Below are 25,625 nucleotides of genomic sequence, written 5' to 3'. Positions count from 1 at the left end.
TTTTAAAGTTCGTTCAAGATATTTTATGATCTTCCTCTAACTCAAACCCTACTTCTTCTCCAGCAAAATCTTCTTGGCGTTATAAGCCGAGGCGGCATCAATCATTTCAACAAGCGCGGGCCAGTCGGCGGCTTTTTCGAAGTTGTGGGCGTAGGCACGGGTTACTACAATATTTAGTGTATTACCGTTGATGTTTGCGGTTGATGAGAATGAACCTGTTTTGTTCTCTTTTTTAATGTTCAGCTCTTCTACTCCTTTGGCTGTATAGCCCTGCGGGATAGCCAGCGATATAGTATATTTAAAACTGCGGGCGCAGGGCATGTAAACGTCAATAGTGCGCTTGCGTTCGGCATCGTCCAGTTTGTAAAAACCGCCGGTGAGTTTGCCTACATCAACCAGGTAATTGTTGCCGGCCTTTTTCACCAGGTTGTTGAGCACAAATGACGAACTGTATTTAAACGCAGGGTTAGTGTTTTCAATCGCCGGATCGATGATTTTGCAATCCTTTACTTCGGTTGGTTCCTGGTCGTATTTACCTTTAATTTCGGCCGTAAAGGCTTTTAACTGGTCTTTACGTTGTTGCTCAAAGGCATTCGAGTACTCGTCGGCTTTGTGTTTGCCTTTTATCCTTTTTGATAGTTCTTCGCCTTTTATCAAGGTTTGTAAACCTTTGTCAATATCGCCGGCCGGCAACAGGGATTTTTGGTCTTCAAGACGCATGGAACCGCTTTCGCTTACCTGCCGGGCAATTTTTAGCTTTTGCATGTCCGCTGGCAGCAGGTTCACTTGTAGCTGTTCGTCAATAAAATTTTTATCGCTGGTTGAAACTGATAAAGAATCGTCCTTTTCGGTAAAGGTGTAGTACTTGTTGGTGATGCGGTCGGGATTCAGGGCAATTACCTTTTCGCCTTCAAAGCGCTCCGGCACTTCGCCAAAATGGGTAACCACATTATCAAAGCTCATAAAATAGGTTTTGGCCCTTTTTATGCGGATGATAGCATCAAAATCGTTAAATGTAAACATGTTATCGAGCGTATTGCTCATACGCGATGCCACCATCAATACATCATGGTTAATGCCCAATTGGGTAAGCATCATACTCATGCCTATGGCAGCCGGCACACTGCGGGCGCTGCGGTAATTCATCCCGTCGATATTTTCCAGTTCATCGCCATCGTAGTTGCAAAACACCTGGAATTTCCATATATCATACAACACCTTGAGTACGCTATCCGCGGCATTATTTTTAAATGGTTTGCCGGTGTTAAAATAATCTTTGGTGCGTTTTTCGGCTTCATTAAAGCCGGAGTACTCCTCGAACGAATATTTGAACGCCTTTTTAATAGCTACAGCACGCGTATCATATGATGCATCGGCGCCGTTGTTAAACGTGCTGCCAATTTCGATATAAGGATACTGGCGCAGGGCCGATACCCAGATGTTACTTTGGTATTTAGGCATGTTGTGCAGCTTAAGGCTCAGCACCAGGTCGCCATCGGCGTTACGGCCGCCATCAAAATGCGGGGCGCCATTGGCGTAAATATATTTTACATCGGTTTTTTTATTGTACTGAAAATCCAGGCTGTAATACAAAACTGGGTACTCATCGGCCAGTACAAAAATATCGTCGTTATTTTTATAGGATGCGTTTTTGCTGTTTTCGTCAACATCAACTGTACTCACATAATAATCTAAAATATCGCCCACCTGCAAACCGGGGATGGCCAGTTTGCCTTTTTGGTCTTTGGTTTCGTTTTTGGTTAAAACCTCTTCGCCGGTATTAACAATTACCTCGCTACCGTTGGGCTTAACAATTTTTGCGCCGATAAAAGTGTTATTGGTACTCACAAATTTGGTAAGGAAGAAGGACACCGTTTTATCCAGCTTTTTTTGATACTCCAGGGTTGAGTAGTCTTCCAGCGATACTTTATCGTTAATTTTCACACGCTCGTGAAAGGTTTTGAGTTTCACGGTACGCAGGCTTGCAGCGGCGGTAATAATCAAAAATTTTATTTTGGTATTTGATGTACGGTTAAGGCTAAACGACCGTGCCAGCACAACAGCACTCTCTTTGCTCAGGCTATCGGGCACTTTGGTAACTTTAAACTCGGGCGCGGTGGTGCCCCAGATTTCTTTTTGCAGTTGGGCGGCCTTTTCGGCGTAAGGCACATTGTCCTGCGCGAAGGTTAAAGTAGTGATGAATAAAAAAAATAGCGACAGGTAAAGTGGTTTCATTTAATATATCAGTTTGTAGGTTTTAGGATCAGGGTATCGTTGTAGGCCTTGCCCAGCAGCTCCACATCGTGGTTCCATTGCTCAAACCGGGTTTTGGGCAGGCTGGTATTTTTAATAAGCAGGCTTTTTTTGTACACCAGTTTATTGGGCAGCTGGGTGTAGCTGATGTGAAATTCATAATCGGGGTTCACAATATTCAAATCGGCAGGTACGGTTGCGGCTTTATAGTTGGCAGGAATATCCAGCTCGGTTTGACTGTTGATGTTCATTTTATAGGCAAACCAATAATCAAGCTTGCGCACGGCGGGTTTAAAAGTAAAATCGGCCAGTTCCTTCTGGCTGTCGATGTTGATGTAATAATCCTTGCTAAACACGTTTACAGCGTTTTTATGCTCCAGGTCAAACGCGGCTGTCAAGTCCTTATCAGGGTTGGCAATGCTGCTTAGCTTCAGGTTGTTAATGGTGTAATCGTTATTATCATCAGCCAGGTATTTCACCATTGCCTTATCGGTATTTTCGTGTTTAATGCTGTTTAAACCGCTTAAAATACTCTCCTTATCCTCACCCCTCCATGTATAATTTACCTTGCCTACCAGGCTGGTGCCGCTTACACTCAGCTTGCTCAGCTGATTGGTTGAGTTTTGCAAAGGCGGGGCATAAGGTATTTTATTCAGGATGTATTTATCGCCGTCTTCCATTAAAACCTGCCGGCCCTGTATGCGCTCGGCATATTCATTAAGGCTAAGGTAGCTTTCGGTTGCATCAAGGTAATATATTTTCCCTTTGTAATTTAAAGCGCATATCATGTGGTTATCAACCGCCATTGATGGGGTTTGGTAATCATAGGCAATATGTTTGGTACCCAGCCAGCATAGCCGGGCATCATAACCCTGCGATACCAGCAGCGCCTTGGTTAAATTGGCCATACCTTTACAATCGCCATATTTTTTGCGCAGCACTTCGTCGGCCTTCTCGGGCTTAAAGCCTGCCATGCCATCTTCAAAGGCAATGTACCTGATGTTATCCTGTACATAATAAAACATGGCTTTTACTTTATCCATATCGGCAGTAAGGCCGGCAGTTAACTCCTTTGCTTTCGCGCTGATTACGGCTTGATCGCCCGCTACGTTTTTAACCAGCTCGCGGTACCAGGCATACTGATCGGCAAGGGAGCCGAAATAGGTGATCTGCTTGCCGCCCGGCGCCGCCGACTTACACAACACCAGCAGGTGCGGGTAAATATAGGTTGGGCCGGGACTATTGGCCTCGCGTTTCATGGCCGGTATATTTGTAAACGAATAGGTGATAACATCGGCATCTTCGCCAGAGATGTATTCGGTAGTTTTTTTTATGCCGAAGGAATTAAAGTTCATTTCTTTAATATCCACCTTCATCCAGCGTGGTATTTTAAGGCTCACCTCGCCCTGCTGCACTATGGCCGCATCCGAAAAGTAGATGGAGGTGAAATACCGCGGATCATTCAGGGTTTCTTCAAAGGTGACCGTGCCAATGCTCCCTTTTTTGGGCATATCCATCGGGAAGTAGCAAATTTTTGCATCCGAGTAAAAAACATCGTCCTGGCTGTAGTAGGTGTAGGTTGGCTTAAACGACCGTAAGTTATGCCCATCAACCTTGCAAGTAACGGCATCAATGCTGGTGTTATCGTTATAAAATTCAGATACCGAGTAACTTACACCATAGGTATTGCTGACATAAGTATTGCTCAGTTTCTCTTTTATCTCAACCCTGTTGGTCTGGCCGTTCCATTTAAACTGGTACTCATTTTTTAAGGCGGTTATAGTTACCAGCGAATCGCCTTCTAAAGCAAACGCCCCCAGGGTAAACAGCGTACAGCAGGCGCACGCAATCAATCGTTTAAAAATCATATTATAATCAGAGGATGAAATATAATACTATTATTTGGATTTGGGAATTTGGATGAGGGTAAAAATAACGGGGGAACAATTAAATTAAAACCAGCTACCTCCTGCCAGGTTTACGTATATCTTTTGCCTTATCAAAAGTTACCAAACAACTATCCAGTGGTTGGCCTTTCTTATAAATGCAGTCGCAGAAAACCTGGCAAGCCTGGGGATTTTTGCTGGAAGCGCATTGGTTTCTGCACTCATCTTCGGCATTGCCCGGTATAATATCATATAAATAGAAAGTACCGACGATGATAAAAGCCACCAATGCAAAGGAGCCTCCAAAAAACATGACCCGAAGTCGCATCCCCAGGGGCTTCTTCACCACATGAGGATCTGTTTTGGGCTGTTGCTTAACTGGTAAAATGTGTTTTAAGCGGTCATAATCCCAAATCAATAAAAACAGGCTTGCCAGCAGCATCATCGTGGTACCGCGGGTACCGTCAAACCGGGTAGCATAAGTAAGCACACAAATATTAACGATGATGGGAAAATACATCAATGCACCAAGAAGGGAAGTTCTGGGGAAAAGTAACAATATAGCTGTTACAACCTGGACAATCCCGATAAAAGTATAGTAGTATCCGGTAAGTTGCAAGGCATCAAAATAATGCCCTAAAGGGTTATTGTGGGGCAGGCCGGCGGCAAATCGTTCGCCCATGATCTTTACGAAGCCCGCTATTAAAAACCCGGCTGCTAAAGCAATGCGGCAAAAAACGGCAAACCGTTTAAACCATTTGTCGGCCCTTGCCTCGTAGTATAGTTCTTCAAATCTGTTCATATCAGTATATTATATTGTCTGATTCCTATTGAGTTTTTATTGTAAATAAAAGTACTTTGAAATATAAAGTTAAATAAGTCAAACTGTATTTCAAAGTATTTTAAGAAAATAAACTGAGACACCAATTTTGGTTTCGCAATGGTTTGCAAACAACGCTGGTTACGCGCAACTTTAGACTTACGGCTTAGTACTGTTGACTTAAGATGATGTTTTGTTGAAGTGCATCCATGCATCTACATTTTGCTGACAAAAATCCGAAATCGAAATTCCCAATTCCGAATTCAAAAAGATACCTTTGCATATATGGCTTACAAAGAACGCGAAATAAGCAAAATGTATTACACCATGGGCGAGGTATCGGCCATGTTTGATGTAAACCAATCGCTTATCCGTTTTTATGAAAAGGAGTTTGATGTATTGCAGCCTAAAAAGAACAAAAAAGGCAACCGCTATTTTACTCCGGAGGACATCGAGAATTTTAAGATCATCTTCCACCTCATCCGCGATAAAGGCTATACCCTGAACGGCGCCAAAGAACACCTGAAAAGCAACCTTGGCGATCACAAAGAAAACCAACGGGTGATCGACTCTCTCGAAAACATTAAAAAATTCCTGTTGGAAGTAAGGGACCAGCTGTAGGTATCCGCCCGACATTATTCGGTTGCTAAGCAAGAGGCGTAGCCTCGGCCAATATTGTAGCCCCGGGTTTCAACCCGGGGAATAACAAACAAAGGATAAAAGAGAGCCGTGGGCTCGGCCCATATGATCAACGCGTTTCCTTAACATTCCCAATATCACCGTGCATTAAATGAACCGTGCCTATGGCACTCATTTCGGCTGGGCTTTATAACAACGGGTTGAAACCCGTTGCTACAACATGCCCCGAGCCCATGGCTCTTGAGCTGCAACAAGCCGATAGCCCTTCAATTCCGGCAATTAAAAAGCGCAATATTCTGATATCGATCAATCTGCTGATTTATTTCAACTCATTTATTTGACGTATCCGCCTAAAACATATCTTTATTGCTTTTACCATATCATAAATGATCGCGAACCATAAAGGCGAGATCCCTTTTGTTGTATTGCTCCTACCCTTTTTGTTGGGGGTAGCCTCAGGTATCAGCTTTATTACAGCCGCATACCTGCCTTTACTTTGGATCATTTTCGGCGGCTTGGGTAGTGCCTTTATCCTGCTGAATTTAAGCTATCAGCGGCTGGCCATTTATAAAACCAGGTGGCTTGGCGGGTTATTGATCACATTCATCCTGTTTGCGGCAGGCTGCATCAGCGCCATCAACAATAACGAACTGAACGATACCCGGCATTTTTCGAGGTCACCGGCCCGATATCTATCCATAAAAATCAATACCGAACCGCAGCTTAAAAACGGGCTTCTCCGTTTTACGGCAACGGTAGGGCAAAGCGTTAACTACAAACAATCAATGCCCGTTACCGGCACACTGCTGGTGACCATTAAAGACAGCGCAGCCATATCCCTGCAATATGGCGACGAGTTGGTTATCCCGGCGAAGTACACTCCTATCGATCCCCCCTTTACCCCCGGCGAATTCAACCATAAACAATACCTGGCGCATCAAAATATTTACTACCAGGCATTTTTATACCCGGGTATGTATAGGGTTATAAAACATGGCACGGGCAACCCGCTCATCGCATTTTCGCTGCGGCTACGGCAGCAAATGATTAACAGGTTTAAGCAGCAAATGCATGATCCCGGCGCTATAGCAGTAGCATCAACCCTGATACTGGGTTACAAAGCCGATTTGAGCAGCGATATTTTGCAGGCCTATTCCAAAACAGGCACTGTTCATGTATTATCGGTTTCAGGCGCGCATGTGGCCATCATTTATATTTTGCTGCAATTTACCCTTGGTTTTTTGAATAGCAACCGGCATGGCCGGGTAATAAAAGCAGTTATCATTATCGCGCTTATCTGGTACTATTCGCTGCTCAGCGGCTTCTCGCCTGCCGTGTGCCGGGCGGCGGTGATGATCAGCATGGTTATCATCGGCAAAACATATGCCCGGTATATCAATTTGCTTAATATCCTGGCCGTATCGGCGTTCGCCCTGCTGTTGTACAACCCGCTTTTAATAACCGATGTTGGTTTCCAGTTGTCATACCTGGCAGTAGCCGGGCTGGTGGTTTTACAGCCGATTGTATATAGATGGGTGGTGTTTAAAAATAAATGGGCAGATAAAATCTGGATGGCTTGCTCGGTGTCAATAGCCGCGCAGGTTATCACGTTTCCGCTGAGTGCATTGTATTTTCACCAGTTCCCGGTTTATTTTTTACTGACTAACCTGCTTATTATTATACCCACATCGGTTATCATGTACAGTGGTGTGACCTACCTGGCGCTTTCATGGGTGCCCTTGCTATCAACTTTACTGGCGCGGTTATTGGAGTATACCATACTGTTCATGAACAAAGCGCTGGCAATTATTGAATATGCGCCCTTTGCCAGCATTGGTAAAATATGGCTTACAGTGCCGGAGTATTTGCTGCTTTACCTGATCATGATATGCGCGTTTTACTATTTGTACAATAAAAAAACATGGCTTGTAAAGCTTAGCCTGGCCGGCCTGCTGCTATTTGCCATAAGCATCAGCCTGAAAAGGTACCGGGCCGAAAGTACCCACTCTATCGCGTTTTTAAACCTGCGCAAAAACACAGGTATTGTATTTAAAAACGGCGGCAGCGCGGTTATACTTACCAACCTTGCAGATACCGATAAAAATTATAAATATTCGGTGCAGCCGTATTTAGATAGTGCAAAGGTGGGGCATACCATCACTGTAGGCTTAAGCCAAAACATCAGTTTAACATGGTTTAAAAAACAGGGAGCATTAATGCAGTTTTATAATAAAAGGATAATTATATTTGATAAGCAATTACAAAACCAACAGCTACCAGGCAAACTGATAACCAGCTATTTATATATTACCGGCAATCCGCACACCAATTTACAAGCAGTAAATAGTAACTATGATTACCAAACATTGATTATTGATGGCAGCAACAGTAACCAAACCATTGAAAGATTTGCCGAAGGTGCAAAGGCACTGAATGTAAACTTTAAATTTTTAAAACGTAACAATTCGCTGATTATAGTATCTAATTAACAACATTAAACTAACTACCAATAAATTTGTCTTTAAGTTAAAAACAGGTAAATTGGTATAATCAAATTAAAACAATGAGGATAAAATTTTTAAGTGTTGCCTTAGGCCTTGCCCTTACCGCAACTGTAATGAGTGCAAGCGCACAAAAAAAATACACCGAAGGCGTAGTAAACTTTACTACAGCCATGATGGGGCAGCAAATAAATGCTAAAAGTTATTTCCGGGCAGATTCAAATGCCTTTGCTTTTTCAAACGGTCCCGCCAACATCAAAATTTTGACTGATGCCGGTGCTAAATCCATGGTAGTTTTGGTTGATGTACCTGTTGCCAATATCAAAAAGGCGGCCGTTGCAACACCAGATGATATTGACCAGATAATGGCTGGTTTACCTCAGTTTACGTTTGCACCAGGCACCGAAACTAAGGTTATCAATGGCTTTAACTGTAAAAAAGTGGTTGCCACTGATAAAAAAACCAGCAAAACTTACGATATCTGGATCACCAATGATGTTGAAATACCATTGGCCGGTGTAGCTAAGTACTACCAGGGCATTGGCGGTTTCCCGGTTCAATACACATCATTTAGCCAGGGCCAGTCAACCGAGGTTACCGTTACCGGTGTAACCGAGCAAAAAGTTCCTGCAGGCACATTTGGCATCCCTGCTGATTTTGACAGGATAACTCTTGACGATTTGAAGGCCATGCGCGGCGGCAGGTAAGCCATTGCTTTAACAATTAACTAAAGGTTTCTTAACATTGCAGTAAAGTACTACTTTTGTACCCCTGTATGTTAAGAAACCTTTTCAGTTTAGTCAGATTTTTTTTATTCTGGTTATTGTTCTTCGCAATAACCCGGCTGGCGTTCGAACTATATTTTCTGCCTAAACTTAAAGATGCCGGCCTAAGCGACATCATACAAACCTATTTTTACGGTCTCCGGCTTGATGCTTCGGCAGCAGCCTACATCAGTGCCATCCCCCTTTTGGTTTTCCTGGTTAACTGGTGCATACCAAATACACACATCAAACCCATCTGGCTTAAAGTATATGTTTGGGTTTGCCTGTTTTTTATCTCGTTAAATACGGGTCTCAATTTCAACATTTTCCGCGAGTGGGGCACCAAAGTGGTGTTCAGGGTTTTTAAATCATTATACGATGCGCCGTCCGAAGCATTTGCCTCAACAGGCTCTTCGCCGGTGGGCCGCACTGTTACCATTTGCCTGGTACTATTAGCCTCGGGTATATATCTGTCATTAAAGATCATTGACTTTAAATTTAAAAAGCCGGCGGTGGAGCCCAGGCTAAAAACGATAATTATCATTTTGCTCCTTTTCTTCAACTTTTTGCTGATGCGGGGCGGTTTACAACCTGTACCCGTAGATCAAAATTCAGCCTATTTTTCCGACCGTGAATTCCTCAACCAGGCAGCCCTTAATACCGAATGGAACCTGTTTAACAACGTAGTTGAAAACCTTGGCCGCCCATATAACCCGTTTGTGTTCATGCAGCCAGGCAGCGCTACCCAGCTTGTGCAGGAAGCTTATAGCTATAATGGTGACAGCACAAGAAACATACTTACCACCAACAGGCCCAACATTGTCATTATCCAGATAGAAAGCTATACTGCCGATGTGATTGAGTCATTAGGCGGCGATAAAGGCGTAGCACCCAACTTTGAAAAATTCATTAAAAACGGCATCCTGTTCAATAACATTTACTCATCTGCCGACAGGACCGACAAAGGCATCGTATCTATCATGAGCGGCTTTCCGTCGCAGGCCATTCGTACCATTGTTGCCGATACTTTAAAAAATAAAAAGCTGCCGGCCATAGCGTCATCACTTAAGACGGCGGGCTATCCAACGTCATATTTTTACGGCGGAAAAAGCAATTACATGCATTTTGACCTGTTTATGAAAAACCACCAGGTTGATCATATTACCGACGAGGCCGCCTTTGATAAAAGCCTGGTTAAAACCCAATGGGGTATTTATGACGATGTGCTTTTTGCTAAACATCTGGATTTTGCCCAACAACAAAAGCAGCATTTTTTTACCTACCTGCAAACATCAACCAATCACGAGCCTTTTGTGCTGCCCGTAAAAGGACATTTTCCGGAAGACGATGAGGCGGGTGATGCCAGCAACAAGTTCAGGAGTACCGCCTACTTTACCGACTCATGCCTCAACGCCTATTTTGAACAAGCCAAAAAGCAGGCCTGGTATAAAAACACCCTGTTTATTTTAGTAGCCGACCATGGGCACCGTCTGCCGCGCAATGTATCCGAAGCTTATAACCCGGTAAAATACCACATCCCCCTGCTGTTTTTTGGCGACGTGATAAAGCCCGAATACCGCGGCAAAAAAATCAATAAACTGGGCGGGCAAACAGATATTGCCGCCACCCTGCTTACCCAGCTTGGCCTGCCCCATCACCAGTTCAAGTGGTCGAAAGATCTGCTAAACCCTACTACCAAAGATTTTGCTTTTTTTGACTGGGACAATGGCTTTTGTTTTATGACACCCCAACAAGTGGTATCGTACGATAACTCCGGCCGCAGGGTAGTTTACACCGGCAATAAAAACGCGGATGCGAAGACTACTGATAACGTGCTTTTATACGGCAAGGCCTTTTTGCAGGAGGTATATACGGAGTATATGAGTTACTAAACACGATTTTCAGGATTTTGCGGGATTAACAGGATTTTTTCTGAACCGGAATTTTTAGAATTAAAGAATTGGCAGAATTTAGATTAATAAATGCGCTATATTGATTGCTCCAGGTTTGCTTTTTTATTTTTAATAGCCGTAATTTGAATATGCCTACAGAAGAAGAATTAGACGAATTGGAAGATATTCGGTTATATGACGAAGTGAAATTACTTAACGAACCCTCCATCCCAATTGAAGACGCATTCAAAATACTCGATGAAAAACGTCGGATTTCGTCAGCAGGCCAATTAAAAAATTCTGCACATTCCTAAATTCAACAAATTCCGGTTCAGAAATAAATTTTGAATTTTAACTTTTGAATTTTGAATTTAACGAAGCTCCCAACTGCTTCACCCACATTTCAAACAACCTGGTTTCAAAAGCTACCGCTTTATTGGCGTGTTTTTCCCAATCGGGCGAGAATTTGTGCAGCTGGTTAAGCATTTCTTCCAGGTGCCCTTCTTCTTCCAGGATAATTGATTTTACGTTTACCTTGCTGCCGGCTTCGTCAAGGGCCGATTGGTAAATGGGGTAAAGTTCATCGGCACGAACTTCAATAGCATATGTTACCAGCAAATAAGCCGCAAAACGAAGTTCGGGGCCTGTAAGGTTCAATTCGCTTTTCAGGTAGCGGCAAACATCAATATCCAGCTGGTTTAAGTAGTATTTGCTTGAGCCGGGGGCCAGCAGGTATTCGGCGGCGTAGGTTGGCAGCTCAACACCTGTTTTTTCCAGTTGTTTTTTGAGGTAGAAAGCATGGCGATGCTCTTCGGCAGCATGTTTCAGGATAATATAAGTCACCGTAAGCGGGTCTTCACTGGCCGAAATTTTGCGGGCCCCGGTGTTTTCCATCAGCGACAGCGTGTTCAGCCAGCGGGAGTGCAACTGGTTATCGGCTATTATTTGCGGTAGAAGTTTGTTTAATAACATGTTATATCTCTTGTAATGCCTGCTCTATTTTGCTGTAAACATACTGTAGTTCATCATCAGTAATGCAATACGGCGGTAAAATGTAAATTACGTTGCCCAGGGGGCGTAATATAACACCGGCAGCTAAAAAGTAATGGTATAATTTATCGCGAAGTGAACTGAAATAAGAGGTATTATCTCCCGTTTCCCATTCCATAGCTAAAATAGTACCCGTTTGCCTTATGGTTTTTATTTTAGGGTGATGTTTAATTTTACCTGCAAATAATGTATGCGCGTCAACAATCCGCTGGATATTTGCAGCTGTTTGGGGCTGTTCAAACAAATCCAGGCTTGCCAGTGCCGATGCGCAGGCTACCGGGTTGGCCGTGAACGAATGGCCGTGAAAAAGGGTTTTCAAGCGATCATCGGATAAAAAGGCATCGTAGATGTGTTGGGTACAAGTTGTTAAGCCTAATGCCATGGTGCCGCCCGTTAAGCCTTTAGAGAAGCACATGATATCGGGTTGTACCTGCAAATAATCACAAGCAAATGATTTACCGGTACGTCCAAAACCGGTAAAAATTTCGTCATCAATCATCAGCACACCCTCCTGTTTGCAGTGGGCCATCAGCGCATTCAAGTATTCAGCCTCATACATCAACATGCCTGCAGATCCCTGCACCAATGGCTCAAAAATAAAACAAGCCAGTTGATATTTGAGATTTGAGATTTGAGATTTGAGATTTTGGATGTTATCTGCGTTGGGCGTATCAATAAACTCAACCTCGAACAATAAACTATCAAAGGCTTTGGTAAATGCGCTGCGGCCGCTTACAGCCATGGCACCAAAGGTATCGCCGTGGTAGGCATTGTTAAAAGCCAGTATTTTGGCGCGCTGCTGCCCTTTGTTATTCCAGTATTGCAGGCACATTTTTATAGCTACCTCGATGGCGGTTGAGCCATTATCTGAGTAAAATGCTTTTTCCTGGTTATCGGGTAAATGGGTCAATAACCGCTCGGCTAATTCAACAGCGCCTTCATGGGTAAAGCCCGCGAAGATCACATGCTCCAGTTTTTGCAGTTGCTCCGCTACTTTCTGTGCGATATACGGATGCGCGTGTCCATGAATGTTTACCCACCAGGACGATACGGCATCAATATATTGTTTGCCCGTTTCATCAAACAATAAAGCACCCGCCCCCCTTACAATGGGTACAGGCGGCGCCGCGGTTTTCATTTGGGTATAGGGGTGCCATATTACTTTAAGGTCGCGTTCGGTAAGGCTCATAGCTCATCCTGTAAAAGTTCAACTACCCGCTTATCTGTAGGGAATGCAAAATCGGCTATACTTAGGGCAGTTAAGTTTATCCACCTGAATGACTGCAGCACTTCGCCTTCGCCGTCAAAATCAAAGGCTATAGTTTTGGTAACTAAATTCACCGGGCTTATGCTCCGTACCAAATAGTAAACGCTGATGACCTGCGAATTGTTAAAGGCCGATTTCACAAAAAAATCAGTTGTATAAAAATGTCCTACAATCTCAATTTCCAGGTTGCACTCCTCCATAAATTCACGCTTAAGCCCATCAACCAGGCCTTCGCCCAGTTCAAGGCCACCGCCGGGGAATTTGGTAAACTGCATCCCATATTCCTGCTCATCGCTTACCAGCAATTCGTCGTTATCATTAAGCAACAGGCCGTAAACCCTTACATTAAAATACGTCATTATTCAAAGTGTTTTTTATTTCGTACTACAATATCCATGGTCCACTCAATAGTTTCTGTTTTGGCCTCGCTCCTGATGGGGCAATTGGGCATGCTGCAATAGTGGCAGCAATTGGGCAAACACGGGTCGGTATGGATAAACAGTTCGGTTTTTATACCTACCTCCTGGTTAATCATTTTATCAACCAAGGATACCTCGGTATGCACCGTATTCAAATCAAAATAACTGGGTAGGGTAAGGTGGCAGTCAATATGCAGTTCGTGACCATATTTTTGAGCACGCAGGTTATGTACATCTATCCAGGCATCGCGGCGTTTATCGCTTAGTACTTTTATTACCTCGTTAACTACATCTATGTCGGCCTCGTCCATAAGTCCGCCTACAGAGCGGCGTACCAGTTTGTATGCGCTATAAATTAAATACAATGCTACCAAAATAGATAAAGCACTATCAAGCCATACCAGGCCCACAAAATGGATCAATAGTAAACCTGCCACCAGGCCAATGCTGGTTACCATATCGGCTATTAAATGATGCCCATCTGCATCAAGCGTTATTGATCGTAATACTTTCCCTTTATGGATCATATAATACCCCAAAGCGCCGTTAACAGCGCCGGTTGCGCCAATAATAACCGCGCCGGTGAGCAAATCATGAATATTTTCGGGATGAATTAAACTATAAACCGATTTTCCGATAATGATGAGCCCTGCAATGCCTATAAGCGATCCTTCGATAAATACCGAAAAGTACTCTACCTTGCCATGCCCGTAGGGGTGATTTTCATCGCGTGGCTGTGCAGCAAGGTATATACTAAAGAAAGCGAAGGAACTGGCTATTACATTAACAATACTTTCGGCGGCATCACTTAATACAAAATTGGAACCGGTTAAAAAGTAAGCCCCGAATTTCGCCATCATCAACACAATACCCGTGATCAGCGAAATTAATATGATCCTTTTTTGTTCCTTCAAGGCAATCTTTATTAGGCCACAAATTTATAAATAACAAGCGTAAGTAGCAGTAAAGTTATTTTCTATATTTGCCGCGATAACATAATTTATATGAGCGCATTAAGTAACCGGATAAATAACCTATCCGAATCAGCAACAATTAAAATGGCCAAATTGGGCCGTGAACTTGCCGCAAAAGGCGTGGATGTAATCAGTTTGAGCTTTGGCGAGCCTGATTTTCATACACCAGAACACATCAAAGAAGCTGCCAAGCAGGCCATGGATAAAAACTTTACCTACTACACTCCGGTAGCGGGCTATCCTGAACTGCGCAAGGCGGTTGTTGCCAAGCTAAAGAATGAGAATAACCTTGATTATGATTTTAGCCAGATAGTAGTTTCAACCGGTGCCAAACAAGCCATTGCCAACGCGGTATTATGTTTGGTTAACCCGGGCGAGGAAGTAATTATCCCTACCCCTTACTGGGTATCGTATAGCGAAGTGGTTAAACTTGCCGAAGGTGTAAGTGTTTTTATCAATACTACTGTTGAGGAAAATTTTAAAATTACCCCCGAACAATTAGAAGCTGCTATAACCCCTAAAACCAAATTGTTTATGTTCTCGTCGCCTTGTAACCCTACAGGCAGCGTTTACAGTAAAGATGAACTGGAAGGTTTGGCAAAGGTATTTGAAAAGCACCCGGATGTTTACATTTTAAGCGATGAGATTTATGAGCACATCAACTACGTTGATAAACATGAATCAATAGCGCAGTTTGATTATATTAAAGACCGTGTGATCATCATCAACGGCTGGTCGAAAGCATTTGCCATGACCGGTTGGAGAATTGGTTACACGGCGTCAAATAAAGAGATAGCCATTGCCTGCGATAAAATGCAGGGACAAATAACCTCCGGTACCTGTTCAATCACCCAGCGTGCCGGTGTTGCCGCTTACGAAGGTGGTTTAGAAACCGTACTGGAAATGCGCGCCGCATTTAAAAAACGCCGCGATATAGTGTATAAATTACTGAGCGAAATTGAAGGACTAAAAGTAAACCTGCCCGATGGCGCTTTCTATTTCTTCCCTGAAGTAACTTCATTCTTTGGTAAAAGCTATAATGGCAGAACCATTAAAGATGCTGATGAACTGAGTATTTATCTTTTAGAAGAAGCCCATGTTGCCACCGTTGGCGGCGATTCATTCGGCGATCCTACCGCTATCCGTTTATCCTACGCTGCGGCCGAAGATAAGCTGATTGAAGCGGTAAGAAGGATTAAAGAAGCGTTGGGGAAACTGGTGTAAGATGTGCAGATTTCAGATTTTAAATGTGCAGATGAAATAATTAATTTGAAGATTTGAAAATGAAGAACGTTTCAACTTAAATTCTGCTAATTCTGCTAATTCACTAATTGTGTAAATTCTGATTCAGACAATAAACAAGAAAGCCCCTCATCATCACGACGAGGGGCTTTCTTGTTATTATTGGAGTTTTTGATATTACAACCCAAACCCGTAAGCTAAACGTAAACCTACCAGGCCATAGTTACTGCCCTGGCCCGAGAAGTTTTCGTAACGTGCGCCTATATCCCATGATTTGGTTGCATAACCTAAACCAGGTGAAAGGATAAGTTTGGTGTTTTTATCACCGCCTGCTACTGTTGGGTGAACTTCAAAACCTGCGCCAGCCTCGCCCGAAAGGTAGAAACCATCCGAAACGAATGCTTTAAGACCAGCTTTAACGGGGATCATACCCAACGACCTGGCTTTAAAAGTAGATGTGGCAGTACCCGTTGGTGTAGTTACCGAAGTAGTGTAAGTTTTACCAAAGAAATTATAGTAACCCGAAGTTAGCGTTAAGGCCACATTGTTGTTTACACCATATTGTAAACGTCCTGTACCACCTAATTCAAATTTTGAATAATCATGAATGTCGCCGGTTGGTATACCAGCTTCAACACCGATACCAAAGCGTAATTTGTTGGCTGGGGTTGTTTGAGCATTAACATTTGTTCCGACGAATATAGCTGCTGCTGTAAAAGCGCCTGCTATAACTTTTGTCACTGTTTTCATAGTTGTAATTTTTAGTAAATAGTCCGCAGTTTTATTGCCGCGTTGATACCCCTTTTACAAATACTTTGCCATTGTAGCATTTTTTGGCGCTTGTGAGATTGGCATGACTATTCAAAAATCAATTCTTACAACAGGTATGTTACAAAAAACATGTGCTTAGATATTGATTATCAGCACACTATTTCACTCTCAAATACCAACTTTTTATCTATTTATGAAATAAACTTAACATCAAATTAATGTTCAGAAAACAGGAGCACTACTGTTCAGCATAGTGTATCCTATTAAAGAATTTCTGTTTGGTTTAAACTAAAATGATGTAAAAACAGCCGTCCGCAGCGAGCTATATGGCTTTGCCAAAAACAAAAAAGAGAGGTTTTGAGCCTCTCCTATTTTAATTTTACATATCATCTATAATTACCTGTCGGTGTTTCATTCCCCAATCGGCCAGGTTGTTGATAATAGTCTGCAGTGTTTGTCCGTACTCGGTCAGGTTATATTGAACGGTTACAGGCTGAGTGTCTAAAACAGTCCGCTTTATCAGCTTATTTATTTCCAGCTCCTTTAATTCCTTACTCAGCATTTTGTTTGATATGCCGTTTACATCGTTCAAAATATCAGAGAACCTTCTTTTATTATAATAGCAAATAGACGAAATAATAGAGATTTTCCATTTGCCGTTCAGCACGTCCATTGCATCATGCACGGCCATAATTTCTTTTTTGTGTCCTGGCACACATACATTGTCTGTCATAAGTTACCTTGTTACCCAAATGTTACTGTTACTTTTAGTTACAAAGTAACTAAAATAAATTTCTATATCCTAAGTTTGCTCCGTAAATATTAAAAAATTAAGTCATGAACTTTAAAGGTAAAAATGTAGTTATAACCGGGGGTAGCACCGGAATTGGATTAGCAACCGCAAAAGCATTTATCAATGCCGGGGCAAACGTTTGGATTACCAGCAGAAGTGCCGTTAATATGCAAAAAGCTGCCACAGAGATCGACAGCCCAAATTTGCAAACCGTAGTGTCGGATACTTCAAAACTGGTAGAGATTTCGATTCTTGAAAAAGCAGTTACTGCAAGCGGAAACAAATTAGACGTACTTTTCCTTAACGCAGGAATAGCTGTTTTTGCCCCAATTGAACAGGCAACAGAAGCAGATTTTGACGCCCAATTTAACACCAATGTGAAAGGCCTATTTTTCACGCTGCAAAAATTAATTCCGCACCTGGTAAATGGGGCATCTGTAATATTCACTTCCTCAACGGTAGCAACAGCTTCAAATTTAGGCACCAGCGTGTATTCTGCCACCAAGGGGGCGTTAAATAAAATTGCCCAGATTGCCGCAAATGAATTGGCCGACAGAAAGATCCGCGTAAATATTATTAGCCCGGGGCCAGTTCAAACACCAGGATTAGATTATGCAGTACCTCCTGAAGCAAAGACATATTTAGCTGCCGCCACGGCGCTGCAAAGGTTGGGCGATGCCGATGAAATTGCGAAGGCGGTGTTGTTCCTCGCCTCGGACGATGCAAGCTTTATAAACGGTGCAGAGCTATTGGCCGATGGTGGCTATATTAACTATGCGCTAAAATAAATTAGACCTCTGCATTAGATTGCTAAATCGTTTTTAATTAGTTGCTAAAATTACGCTCGTTTTTTTAGCAAAAATGGCCGGAATTTCTTCCGGCCATTTTTGTGTATTAGCTTTTGCTAATTTATCAAGCTTGTGGCTCGTGCCCATTTTCGGGTTTGTAATTTTTTTCCATCTCGGCAAGCTTCTCTTTACCGTAAGCAAATTTGGTTATCAGGTAATACAACACCGGCACTATAAATATAGCCAGCGACGTAGCGGTTAACATCCCCCCAAATACCGTCCACCCAATGGTTTTCCGGGCTTCGGCACCCGCGCCGGAAGCTATCATCAGTGGCACAACGCCCAATATAAAAGCCATTGATGTCATGATGATTGGTCTCAGCCTTAGCCTTACCGCCTCGAGAGTAGCTTTTTCAAGGTTCATCCCTCTATCTACCCGTTCTTTGGCAAACTCAACAATCAGGATGGCGTTTTTGGCCGCCAGCCCAATCAAGGTTATCAAACCAATCTGGGCGTAAACGTTATTAGTAAGGTCGGGCCAGAAACTAAGGAAAAGGATAGCCCCAAACGCGCCTAACGGCACCGATAGCAATACCGAGAATGGCACCGACCAGCTTTCATACAAAGCAGCAAGAAACAGGAATACAAACCCAATTGAGAGGGCAAATATGTAAACCGTTTTTGATCCCGATAGTAATTCCTCGCGGCTTAAGCCCGAAAACTCGTACCCAAAACCCTGGGGCAGCGATTTGGCCGCAACTTCTTTTAAGGCAGTTATAGCATCACCACTACTGTAACCCGGTTTGGTACTGCCATTTATCTCGGCCGAACGGAACAGGTTATAATGCGCAATTAAGGGCGAGTTTTCAATAACCTTATAGGACGTAAGGGTACTTAAGGGGACCATAGTACCAAACTGGTTACGCACAAAGTACTGCCCAATGTTACTTACGTTGGTCCTAAAGGCAGTATCGGCTTGCGCAAGCACCCTGAAATTTCGCCCGTAAATGGTAAAATCGTTAATATAGGTACTGCCCAGGTACGTTTGCAGGGCGCTGTTAACATCAGATATGGATACCCCTAATTTCTTGGCCTTTTCCCTATCGATGGTTAATTGATAAGCCGGTGTACTTGCTGTAAAAAAGGTAAAGGCCCTGGCAATTTCCGGTCGTTTATTAACCTCTCCAACAAAATTCCTCAGTGTTTTTTCAAACACTTTAATATCGCCCCCGGCTTGCTTTTCTTCCAGGATAAATGAAAATCCACCAGTGCTGCCCAAACCTGGAATAGCAGGCGGTTGAATAACAATTACGTTAGCTTCTTTAAACCGCGCCAGTTTTTTGGTTAGTTTGGCAACAAGAGCGGTAATTTGCTGCGATTTTTCTTTACGCTCGTCCCAGGGCTTAAGCTGCACAAACATGGTTGCGCTATTGGCCTTACTGGCAAAACTAATGGCGTTTAAGCCTCCCAAAGCAGCATAATGGGCAATTTCGGGAACACTGTCAAGCGTTTTCATCATCTGGTGCAGTACAGCAACTGTACGTACTGTTGACGAAGCTTCGGGCAGGTCATACGTAATATAAACACGGCCATCATCCTCCAATGGTATAAAGCCCGATGGTTTATTATGAAAGAGCAGAATAGCGCCAACAATAATACATACCAGGATAATAATAACAAATTTAGAGTTTTTGATCCCCTTATCAACTGTGTTGCGGTACCGGCCGGTTACACGGGTAAACCATTCATTAAATACAAAGAAGAATTTATTAAGCCCCTTTGATTTATTATCTATTTTATGCGGGCGAAGCAGCAGCGTACACAAAGCCGGAGTTAATGAAAGTGCAACAAAAGCCGATATCAATACCGATATTGCTATAGTGATAGCAAATTGCTGATAAAGCCGCCCTACAATGCCTGGCACAAAACCTACCGGCACAAATACAGCCGCTAATATTAAAGCGATGGCAATTACCGGTGCCGATATATCGGCCATGGCGTGTTTGGTAGCCTCTGTCGGCGTCATGCCTTCCTCATCCATATAATGTTGCACAGCCTCAACCACCACAATGGCATCGTCAACTACTATACCAATAGCCAGTACAAACCCAAACAAGGTTAGGGTATTGATAGTGAAGTGCAGGGGTATAAAAAATATGAAAGTACCTATAATAGATACCGGTATGGCCAAAACAGGAATTAACGTAGAGCGCCAGTTTTGCAGGAATAAAAATACTACCACAATAACCAGCCCCAAAGCAATAAGTAAGGTATCAACCACTTCGCCTACTGATACTTTTACCACGGTAACCGCTTCAAAAGGCACTACATAATCAATATCGGCAGGGAAGCTTTTTTTTAGCTCGTTCATGGTGTCATAAACGTTTTGGGCAGTCTCGAGCGAGTTGCTGTTTGGCGCCTGGTAAACCAGCAGGTATGATGCCCTTTTGCCATCAACAAACGAATTACCCGAGTAGTTAAACTTACCCAGCTCAATACGTGCCACATCCTTTAAGTGCACAATGGCACCGGTAGCGGGCACCGTTTTAATAATTACGTTACCAAACTCTTCAGGTTTGCTTAAACGGCCTTTAACCAGTACCGAATATTCAAAGGTTTGCGACGCTTGTTGCGGCGTGGCGCCAACCGTGCCGGGGGCTACCTGGGCGTTCTGCTCGGCCAGGGCAGCGGTAACATCGGCGGCGCTCATGCCTAATGAAGCCAGCTTGGCAGGGTTAAGCCAGATACGCATACTAAAATCATCGGCACGGCTCACAACATCACCTACGCCCTTGGTACGCAGTATAGCATCTTTTATAAAAACGTTGGCATAGTTGTCAGTAAATGTAACGTCATGCGTCCCTTTTGGCGAAAACATGGCCACCAGCATTAATATACTGGGGTTACGTTTACGCACCACAAGGCCCAGGCGCTGCACCTCCTGCGGTAAAGTGGGTGTAGCAATACCAACCCGGTTTTGCACATCAAGCGCGGCTATATTAATATCGGTACCTACATCAAAGTTAACGGTCATGCTCATCTGGCCGTTGCTGCTGCTGTTACTTTGCAGGTAGGTCATGCCGGGTACACCATTTACCTGCACCTCTACAGGGGTAGCAACAGTTTGCTCAACAGTGAGGGCATCGGCACCGGTATAAGTACCTGTAACCGAAACCGTGGGCGGGGTTATATCAGGATATTGCCCGATAGGCAGGCTGCTCATTGACAGTAAACCAACAATAACAATCACCAGGGAGATCACTATCGCGGTAACCGGTCGTTTTATAAAAGTATCTGCAATCATTCTTTTTATTATTAAGTTTTGCAGGGGATTATCCTGCCAATCGCTTAAATTTTTCCTTATCTGTTCATACTATTTTTTGGCTGCTGCACCAGCCGGCGGGCCACCTGCGCCAAGTGTAATGCGGCCGCCATCGCGCAAACGCTGGAAACCGTCAGTTACCACCTTATCGCCTGCTTTAATACCTTCCATTACTACAATACTGGTATTTACACGCGGGCCAAGCTTCACTTTTACTTGTTTGGCAATAGTATCCCGCCTGTCTTTTATCGTTTTATCGTCGGCGGTATCTTTAACTGTGGTATCCCTGGTTACAAAAACAAAAAACTCGCCCATTTGCTCGGTCACGGCTTTATTAGGTATTTGAACCCTGTTACCCGATTGGTTGTTGAGCACCTGTAAAACGCAGCTCATGCCATCTTTCAATACATCATCTTCGTTCGGGAACTGGATCCTTACTTTGATGCTGCCGGTACCACTGCTTACTCCCCTGTCAATAGCTAAAACTTTGCCTGTTTTATTGTAGGTTTTACCATCGGGCAATTGTAATTTAAAAGTGGTATCGCTGCTTGATTTTTGCAGGCCATAAAAACGGTTAATATCCTGCTCGTTAATCACCACATCCACGCCAATAGGGTGCTCGGCCGATATGGTGTTCATCAGCGTGGTACCAACTGCAACCTGTGCTCCTAACCTTACCTGCGATATGCCGATACGGCCTGTAAATGGCGCACGTATGGTAGCGTACGAAAGATCGGTGGCTGCCGATGCAAGGCCTGCTTTGGCCACAGCAACCGAACTTTTATTGGTTTCATAAGCCGCAACAGCCTGGTCGACGGTTTGCCGTGCGATGGCATCGTTTTTCAACAACATATTGTAACGGTCAACATCTTTTTGGGCTTTGGTAAGGTTGGCCTGCGCACTCAAAACATTGGCTGCCGCCTGCTGATAGGCTGCATCATATTTGCGCTTATCAATTTCATAAAGCACTTTTCCTTTTTCAACAATATCGCCTTCTTTAAAAAATATACCGGTTACAAATCCTGGTACCTGGCTGCGCAGTTCAACGGTATTAATGGATATAACCGTTCCCTGGTAGCTATCATAATAGGTAGCGTTACCAACAGTGGCATCGGCAATTGAAACCGGGGTTGGCGGCGGGGCGGCCGCGCCTTTTTTATCCTGTTTGCCGCATGATGCCCATACCAATAATGCTGCAGGGGCCAACCAATATATATATCTGTTCTTCATTATAGTGATTTGTTCGTTTGAGTGTCTTTTTTAAAAATATCCTAAGTGCTAAACTTATTTATTGTACGGGCAATGTGCCTAATGCCTTTTGCAGGTCAATTTTCCTGGCCAGCAGCTGGAACAGTGCATTATAATAATTTAGTTCAGCTGTACGCAGGTCCGATTGTGCTACAATAACATCAAGGTAAGTTTTAACGCCTTCGCGGTATTGCAGGCTTACTATTTTATATACGTCTTTTGCAAGGTCAACATTTTCGCGTACCAGTTTATAGCTGGTAAAATTGCTTTTGTAACCGGCAAGGGCTTGTACATACTCGGTATTAAGGCTGTTTTTGGTATTTACAATGTCAAGGTCGGTACGTTCAACCTGTAAACGCGCCTTGCTTAAATTCTGAAGTCGCTTACCGCCCTGAAAAATGGGCAGGTTTAATGTTAGGCCTACATAACCTGTAGGGTAGGCATTACTATATAGTGGGCTAAAATTGTGGTTAAAGTAGGCATAATTATAACTACCCACCGCCGATAGCGAAGGCAAGAAGCCATAATGGTAATAATCAACATTTAAAATCTTCAGCGCTTTACTGGCTTGCAGCAGCCGGTACTCAATACGGTTATTTACATCAAGCACCTGGTTGGTATCTATAGCAACCTCCTGCTCATAGCGGGATGAATCATAAGCCAGCGTGAGTGTATTGGGCCCGGCTACACCCATAATTTGTTTTAAATAAGCAGTTTTACTTTTGATAGACTCTTCGGTTGATTTACGGGTGGCAATTGAATTATTAAGGGCGATGGTTGCCTGTTTAAAATCTGTTTTATCGGATACGCCTGCCTGATACCGGTTGGTGGCATCCTTTAAACTCCGTTGCAGCCTGGTAATATCTTCATTGGTAATATCCAGTTGTTTTTGTGATAACAGCACATCAAAAAAGGCCTTGCTTACGTCGGTTACCACATTTATCTGGCTGCTTAGTGTATTATCTTTATAGTACTCCCGCGAATATTTTGAAGCCTTTGAAGCCAGCAGCACATCATTATTGTAAATAACCTGCGATGCGGTAACGCCCAGGGTTGACAGGTTACGGATACTGCCCGCGTTTGAAGGAATGTTTGCCCCTGACGCGCCCGCCTGCGGCTGCCCTTTAAAATAGTAATTATAAAGACCCGATGAATTTACCTGGGGCAGCCATCCCGATAAGCCAATCCTGATATCGCGCTCGTTTATTTGCTCGTCAATAGCGGCCTGCCTTACAGCCGGCTGGTTGCGCAGCGCGTAGTCAACAGCTTGCTTAAGCGTGACTGGCCCGGTAATTGTATCAACACCTGTTTGTGCGAAAGCCGGTAAATGTAAAATTAATGTTAAATTGACTATCGTTAAGAGGGATAAGTACTTTAGTTTTTTCATACGGAAGAAATAGATGTCAATGGTCGCCAACCTAAACTACAAATGCTGCAGCACTTAGTTTTAGTCAAAATTATATAGGGAATGTGCGAATATGTGGTTAATATTAGCAAATTAGCACCAACCACAAAAATTTTACGTAAACTTTATAAAAATGCTACAAAAAACATGTTTTGGCCGTTTTTACAAAAAAATGAAAATAAGGCATAGCAAATAAATAAAAATTTTAATTAATTTGCCATGTGGTTTAATACGGCTTTGTCAGAACTTATACGTTCTGTAGGCTTATTTTAAAAAAATTACATTTACCGTATAAGTTATACACTTATTCATGGTATTTTTACGCAAAATTAAAGCAGAGTTAATACATGGTTAAAAAACTACATGGGAAGATCGCCGAGTTCCAGGTTGCAAATATGCTCCGGGAGAAGGGATTGTATCCTTATTTCAGGCCTATTGAGTCTGCTCAGGACACTGAAGTATTAATTGACAACAAAAGGGTATTAATGTTTGGATCTAACTCATACTTAGGCCTTACCAATCACCCCAAAATTAAAGAAGCTTCAAAAAAAGCGATTGATAAATATGGCACAGGCTGTGCCGGATCGCGTTTTTTAAATGGTACACTGGATATTCATATTGAGTTAGAAAACAGGCTTGCCGCTTTAGTTGGCAAAGAGGCCGCCGTTTTATTCAGCACAGGCTACCAGGTAAATCTTGGCGTACTATCCTGCATTACGGGCCGTAATGATTACATTATTTTAGACGAGTACGATCATGCCTGCATCATTGACGGCAGCCGCCTTTCGTTTTCAAAAGTGTTAAAATACGCCCACAACGACATGAACGACCTGCAGCGCAAACTGGCATTATTGCCCGAAGAGGCTGTAAAGGTTATTGCTGTTGATGGTATTTTCAGCATGGAAGGTGATATAGTCAAGCTACCTGAAATAGTGCAGCTTGCCGACCAATATGGTGCAAACATCATGGTTGATGATGCGCATAGCCTGGGGGTTATCGGTCATAATGGAGCAGGTACGGCATCGCACTTTGGCCTTACTAAGGATGTTGACCTCATTATGGGTACGTTTAGTAAGTCATTAGCTTCATTAGGTGGTTTCATAGCTGCCGATAAGGATACTGTTGACTTTATTAAGCACCGCGGCCGTTCGTTAATGTTTAGCGCGAGTATGACACCCGGATCTGTTGGCAGCGTAATTGCAGCATTGGATATCATGGAATCAGAACCCGAAAGGATTCAGAAACTTTGGGATAATACCAATTATGCTATGAAACTTTTGCTGGACGAAGGTTTTGACCTTGGCCCAACCGAAAGCCCGATATTGCCTATCTACGTTCGCGATAACGAGAAAACTTTCCTGGTAACCAAACAACTGCAGGCGGCCGGAATATTTGTTAACCCTGTTGTGTCGCCGGCGGTACCTTCAGATTCATCGTTATTGCGTTTCTCATTAATGGCTACCCATACATTTGAGCAAATTGAGGAAGCTGTTGAAAAACTGACTAAAGTATTTAAAGACGTAGGCGTTACTTCTGTTAAAGAAAAAATATAATCATATAAAGTGTCCGTGTGTATAACTGGCTGCTGTTT

The 25,625-nt window shown here is 43.2% G+C and carries 20 protein-coding genes; 8 read left to right on the top strand and 12 right to left on the bottom strand.

The window, feature by feature from the left end:
* Positions 1–48 precede the first annotated feature (48 nt).
* The 3 genes from AC1RM2_RS25660 to AC1RM2_RS25650 all read right to left on the bottom strand — a co-directional run bounded on the left by AC1RM2_RS25660 (position 49) and on the right by AC1RM2_RS25650 (position 4,941).
* Positions 49–2,235 carry a DUF3858 domain-containing protein gene (locus AC1RM2_RS25660; protein ID WP_492987961.1) on the bottom strand — a complete coding sequence of 729 codons (2,187 nt, stop codon included), beginning with the start codon at positions 2,233–2,235 and terminating at the stop codon, positions 49–51.
* 8 nt (positions 2,236–2,243) lie between these two features.
* A complete protein-coding gene (locus AC1RM2_RS25655; RefSeq protein WP_492987960.1) occupies positions 2,244–4,121 on the bottom strand; it encodes a transglutaminase-like domain-containing protein in 1,878 nt (625 codons plus the stop codon).
* A gap of 94 nt (positions 4,122–4,215) precedes the next feature.
* The gene (locus AC1RM2_RS25650) at positions 4,216–4,941 is read right to left on the bottom strand and encodes a hypothetical protein (protein ID WP_492987959.1); all 726 of its coding nucleotides are present in this window, start codon (positions 4,939–4,941) and stop codon (positions 4,216–4,218) included.
* 303 nt (positions 4,942–5,244) lie between these two features.
* On the opposite strand from AC1RM2_RS25650, the gene AC1RM2_RS25645 reads away from it, so the two are divergent.
* The 5 genes from AC1RM2_RS25645 to AC1RM2_RS25625 all read left to right on the top strand — a co-directional run bounded on the left by AC1RM2_RS25645 (position 5,245) and on the right by AC1RM2_RS25625 (position 11,069).
* Positions 5,245–5,580: a MerR family transcriptional regulator gene (locus AC1RM2_RS25645; RefSeq protein ID WP_090653238.1), complete on the top strand. Its 336-nt coding sequence runs from the start codon at positions 5,245–5,247 to the stop codon at positions 5,578–5,580.
* Between the two features lie 404 nt (positions 5,581–5,984).
* Positions 5,985–8,087: a ComEC/Rec2 family competence protein gene (locus tag AC1RM2_RS25640; RefSeq protein WP_492987958.1), complete on the top strand. Its 2,103-nt coding sequence runs from the start codon at positions 5,985–5,987 to the stop codon at positions 8,085–8,087.
* 74 nt (positions 8,088–8,161) lie between these two features.
* On the top strand, positions 8,162–8,806 hold the full coding sequence (locus AC1RM2_RS25635; RefSeq protein ID WP_492987957.1) for a hypothetical protein: 645 nt from the start codon (positions 8,162–8,164) through the stop codon (positions 8,804–8,806).
* Positions 8,807–8,874: 68 nt separating this feature from the next.
* Complete coding sequence (locus AC1RM2_RS25630) at positions 8,875–10,755, top strand: LTA synthase family protein (RefSeq protein WP_492987956.1); 1,881 nt, start codon at positions 8,875–8,877, stop codon at positions 10,753–10,755.
* 149 nt (positions 10,756–10,904) lie between these two features.
* A complete protein-coding gene (locus tag AC1RM2_RS25625) occupies positions 10,905–11,069 on the top strand; it encodes a hypothetical protein (protein WP_177183959.1) in 165 nt (54 codons plus the stop codon).
* A gap of 37 nt (positions 11,070–11,106) precedes the next feature.
* Here the strand turns inward: AC1RM2_RS25625 and AC1RM2_RS25620 are convergent, their stop codons facing one another.
* From AC1RM2_RS25620 to AC1RM2_RS25605, 4 genes are read right to left on the bottom strand one after another with little or no spacing between them, the layout of a single operon-like run.
* Positions 11,107–11,727 carry a hypothetical protein gene (locus AC1RM2_RS25620; protein ID WP_274209536.1) on the bottom strand — a complete coding sequence of 207 codons (621 nt, stop codon included), beginning with the start codon at positions 11,725–11,727 and terminating at the stop codon, positions 11,107–11,109.
* Position 11,728: 1 nt separating this feature from the next.
* Positions 11,729–12,994 carry an adenosylmethionine--8-amino-7-oxononanoate transaminase gene (gene bioA / locus AC1RM2_RS25615; RefSeq protein ID WP_492987955.1) on the bottom strand — a complete coding sequence of 422 codons (1,266 nt, stop codon included), beginning with the start codon at positions 12,992–12,994 and terminating at the stop codon, positions 11,729–11,731.
* Positions 12,991–13,431, bottom strand: coding sequence for an NUDIX domain-containing protein (locus tag AC1RM2_RS25610; protein WP_492987954.1), 441 nt, complete (start codon positions 13,429–13,431; stop codon positions 12,991–12,993). Before AC1RM2_RS25610 ends, bioA begins: the two co-directional genes overlap by 4 nt.
* Positions 13,431–14,405, bottom strand: coding sequence for a cation diffusion facilitator family transporter (locus AC1RM2_RS25605; RefSeq protein WP_492987953.1), 975 nt, complete (start codon positions 14,403–14,405; stop codon positions 13,431–13,433). Before AC1RM2_RS25605 ends, AC1RM2_RS25610 begins: the two co-directional genes overlap by 1 nt.
* Before the next feature lie 90 nt (positions 14,406–14,495).
* Here AC1RM2_RS25605 and AC1RM2_RS25600 point away from each other — a divergent pair, with 90 nt between their 5' ends.
* Positions 14,496–15,689 carry a pyridoxal phosphate-dependent aminotransferase gene (locus AC1RM2_RS25600; RefSeq protein WP_492987952.1) on the top strand — a complete coding sequence of 398 codons (1,194 nt, stop codon included), beginning with the start codon at positions 14,496–14,498 and terminating at the stop codon, positions 15,687–15,689.
* A 195-nt stretch (positions 15,690–15,884) separates the two neighbouring features.
* Here the strand turns inward: AC1RM2_RS25600 and AC1RM2_RS25595 are convergent, their stop codons facing one another.
* Positions 15,885–16,457 (bottom strand): hypothetical protein, encoded by a 573-nt coding sequence (locus tag AC1RM2_RS25595; RefSeq protein WP_492987951.1) that lies wholly within the window; start codon positions 16,455–16,457, stop codon positions 15,885–15,887.
* Between the two features lie 400 nt (positions 16,458–16,857).
* Positions 16,858–17,211 (bottom strand): winged helix-turn-helix transcriptional regulator, encoded by a 354-nt coding sequence (locus tag AC1RM2_RS25590; RefSeq protein WP_492987950.1) that lies wholly within the window; start codon positions 17,209–17,211, stop codon positions 16,858–16,860.
* Between the two features lie 104 nt (positions 17,212–17,315).
* Here AC1RM2_RS25590 and AC1RM2_RS25585 point away from each other — a divergent pair, with 104 nt between their 5' ends.
* The gene (locus tag AC1RM2_RS25585; RefSeq protein WP_492987949.1) at positions 17,316–18,059 is read left to right on the top strand and encodes an SDR family oxidoreductase; all 744 of its coding nucleotides are present in this window, start codon (positions 17,316–17,318) and stop codon (positions 18,057–18,059) included.
* 124 nt (positions 18,060–18,183) lie between these two features.
* On the opposite strand, the gene AC1RM2_RS25580 is transcribed toward AC1RM2_RS25585, so the two are convergent.
* The 3 genes from AC1RM2_RS25580 to AC1RM2_RS25570 all read right to left on the bottom strand — a co-directional run bounded on the left by AC1RM2_RS25580 (position 18,184) and on the right by AC1RM2_RS25570 (position 24,016).
* Positions 18,184–21,363, bottom strand: coding sequence for an efflux RND transporter permease subunit (locus tag AC1RM2_RS25580; RefSeq protein WP_492987948.1), 3,180 nt, complete (start codon positions 21,361–21,363; stop codon positions 18,184–18,186).
* Positions 21,364–21,432: 69 nt separating this feature from the next.
* Positions 21,433–22,611: an efflux RND transporter periplasmic adaptor subunit gene (locus AC1RM2_RS25575; protein ID WP_492987947.1), complete on the bottom strand. Its 1,179-nt coding sequence runs from the start codon at positions 22,609–22,611 to the stop codon at positions 21,433–21,435.
* Between the two features lie 58 nt (positions 22,612–22,669).
* Positions 22,670–24,016: a TolC family protein gene (locus tag AC1RM2_RS25570; protein ID WP_492987946.1), complete on the bottom strand. Its 1,347-nt coding sequence runs from the start codon at positions 24,014–24,016 to the stop codon at positions 22,670–22,672.
* A gap of 365 nt (positions 24,017–24,381) precedes the next feature.
* Between AC1RM2_RS25570 and spt the strand changes: the two genes are divergently transcribed.
* A complete protein-coding gene (gene spt, locus AC1RM2_RS25565; RefSeq protein WP_492987945.1) occupies positions 24,382–25,587 on the top strand; it encodes a serine palmitoyltransferase in 1,206 nt (401 codons plus the stop codon).
* Positions 25,588–25,625: the final 38 nt, after the last annotated feature.

This window comes from Mucilaginibacter sp. GW822-FHT03E02 (assembly GCF_058801545.1).
This window is presented reverse-complemented; position numbering and strand designations above follow the sequence as displayed.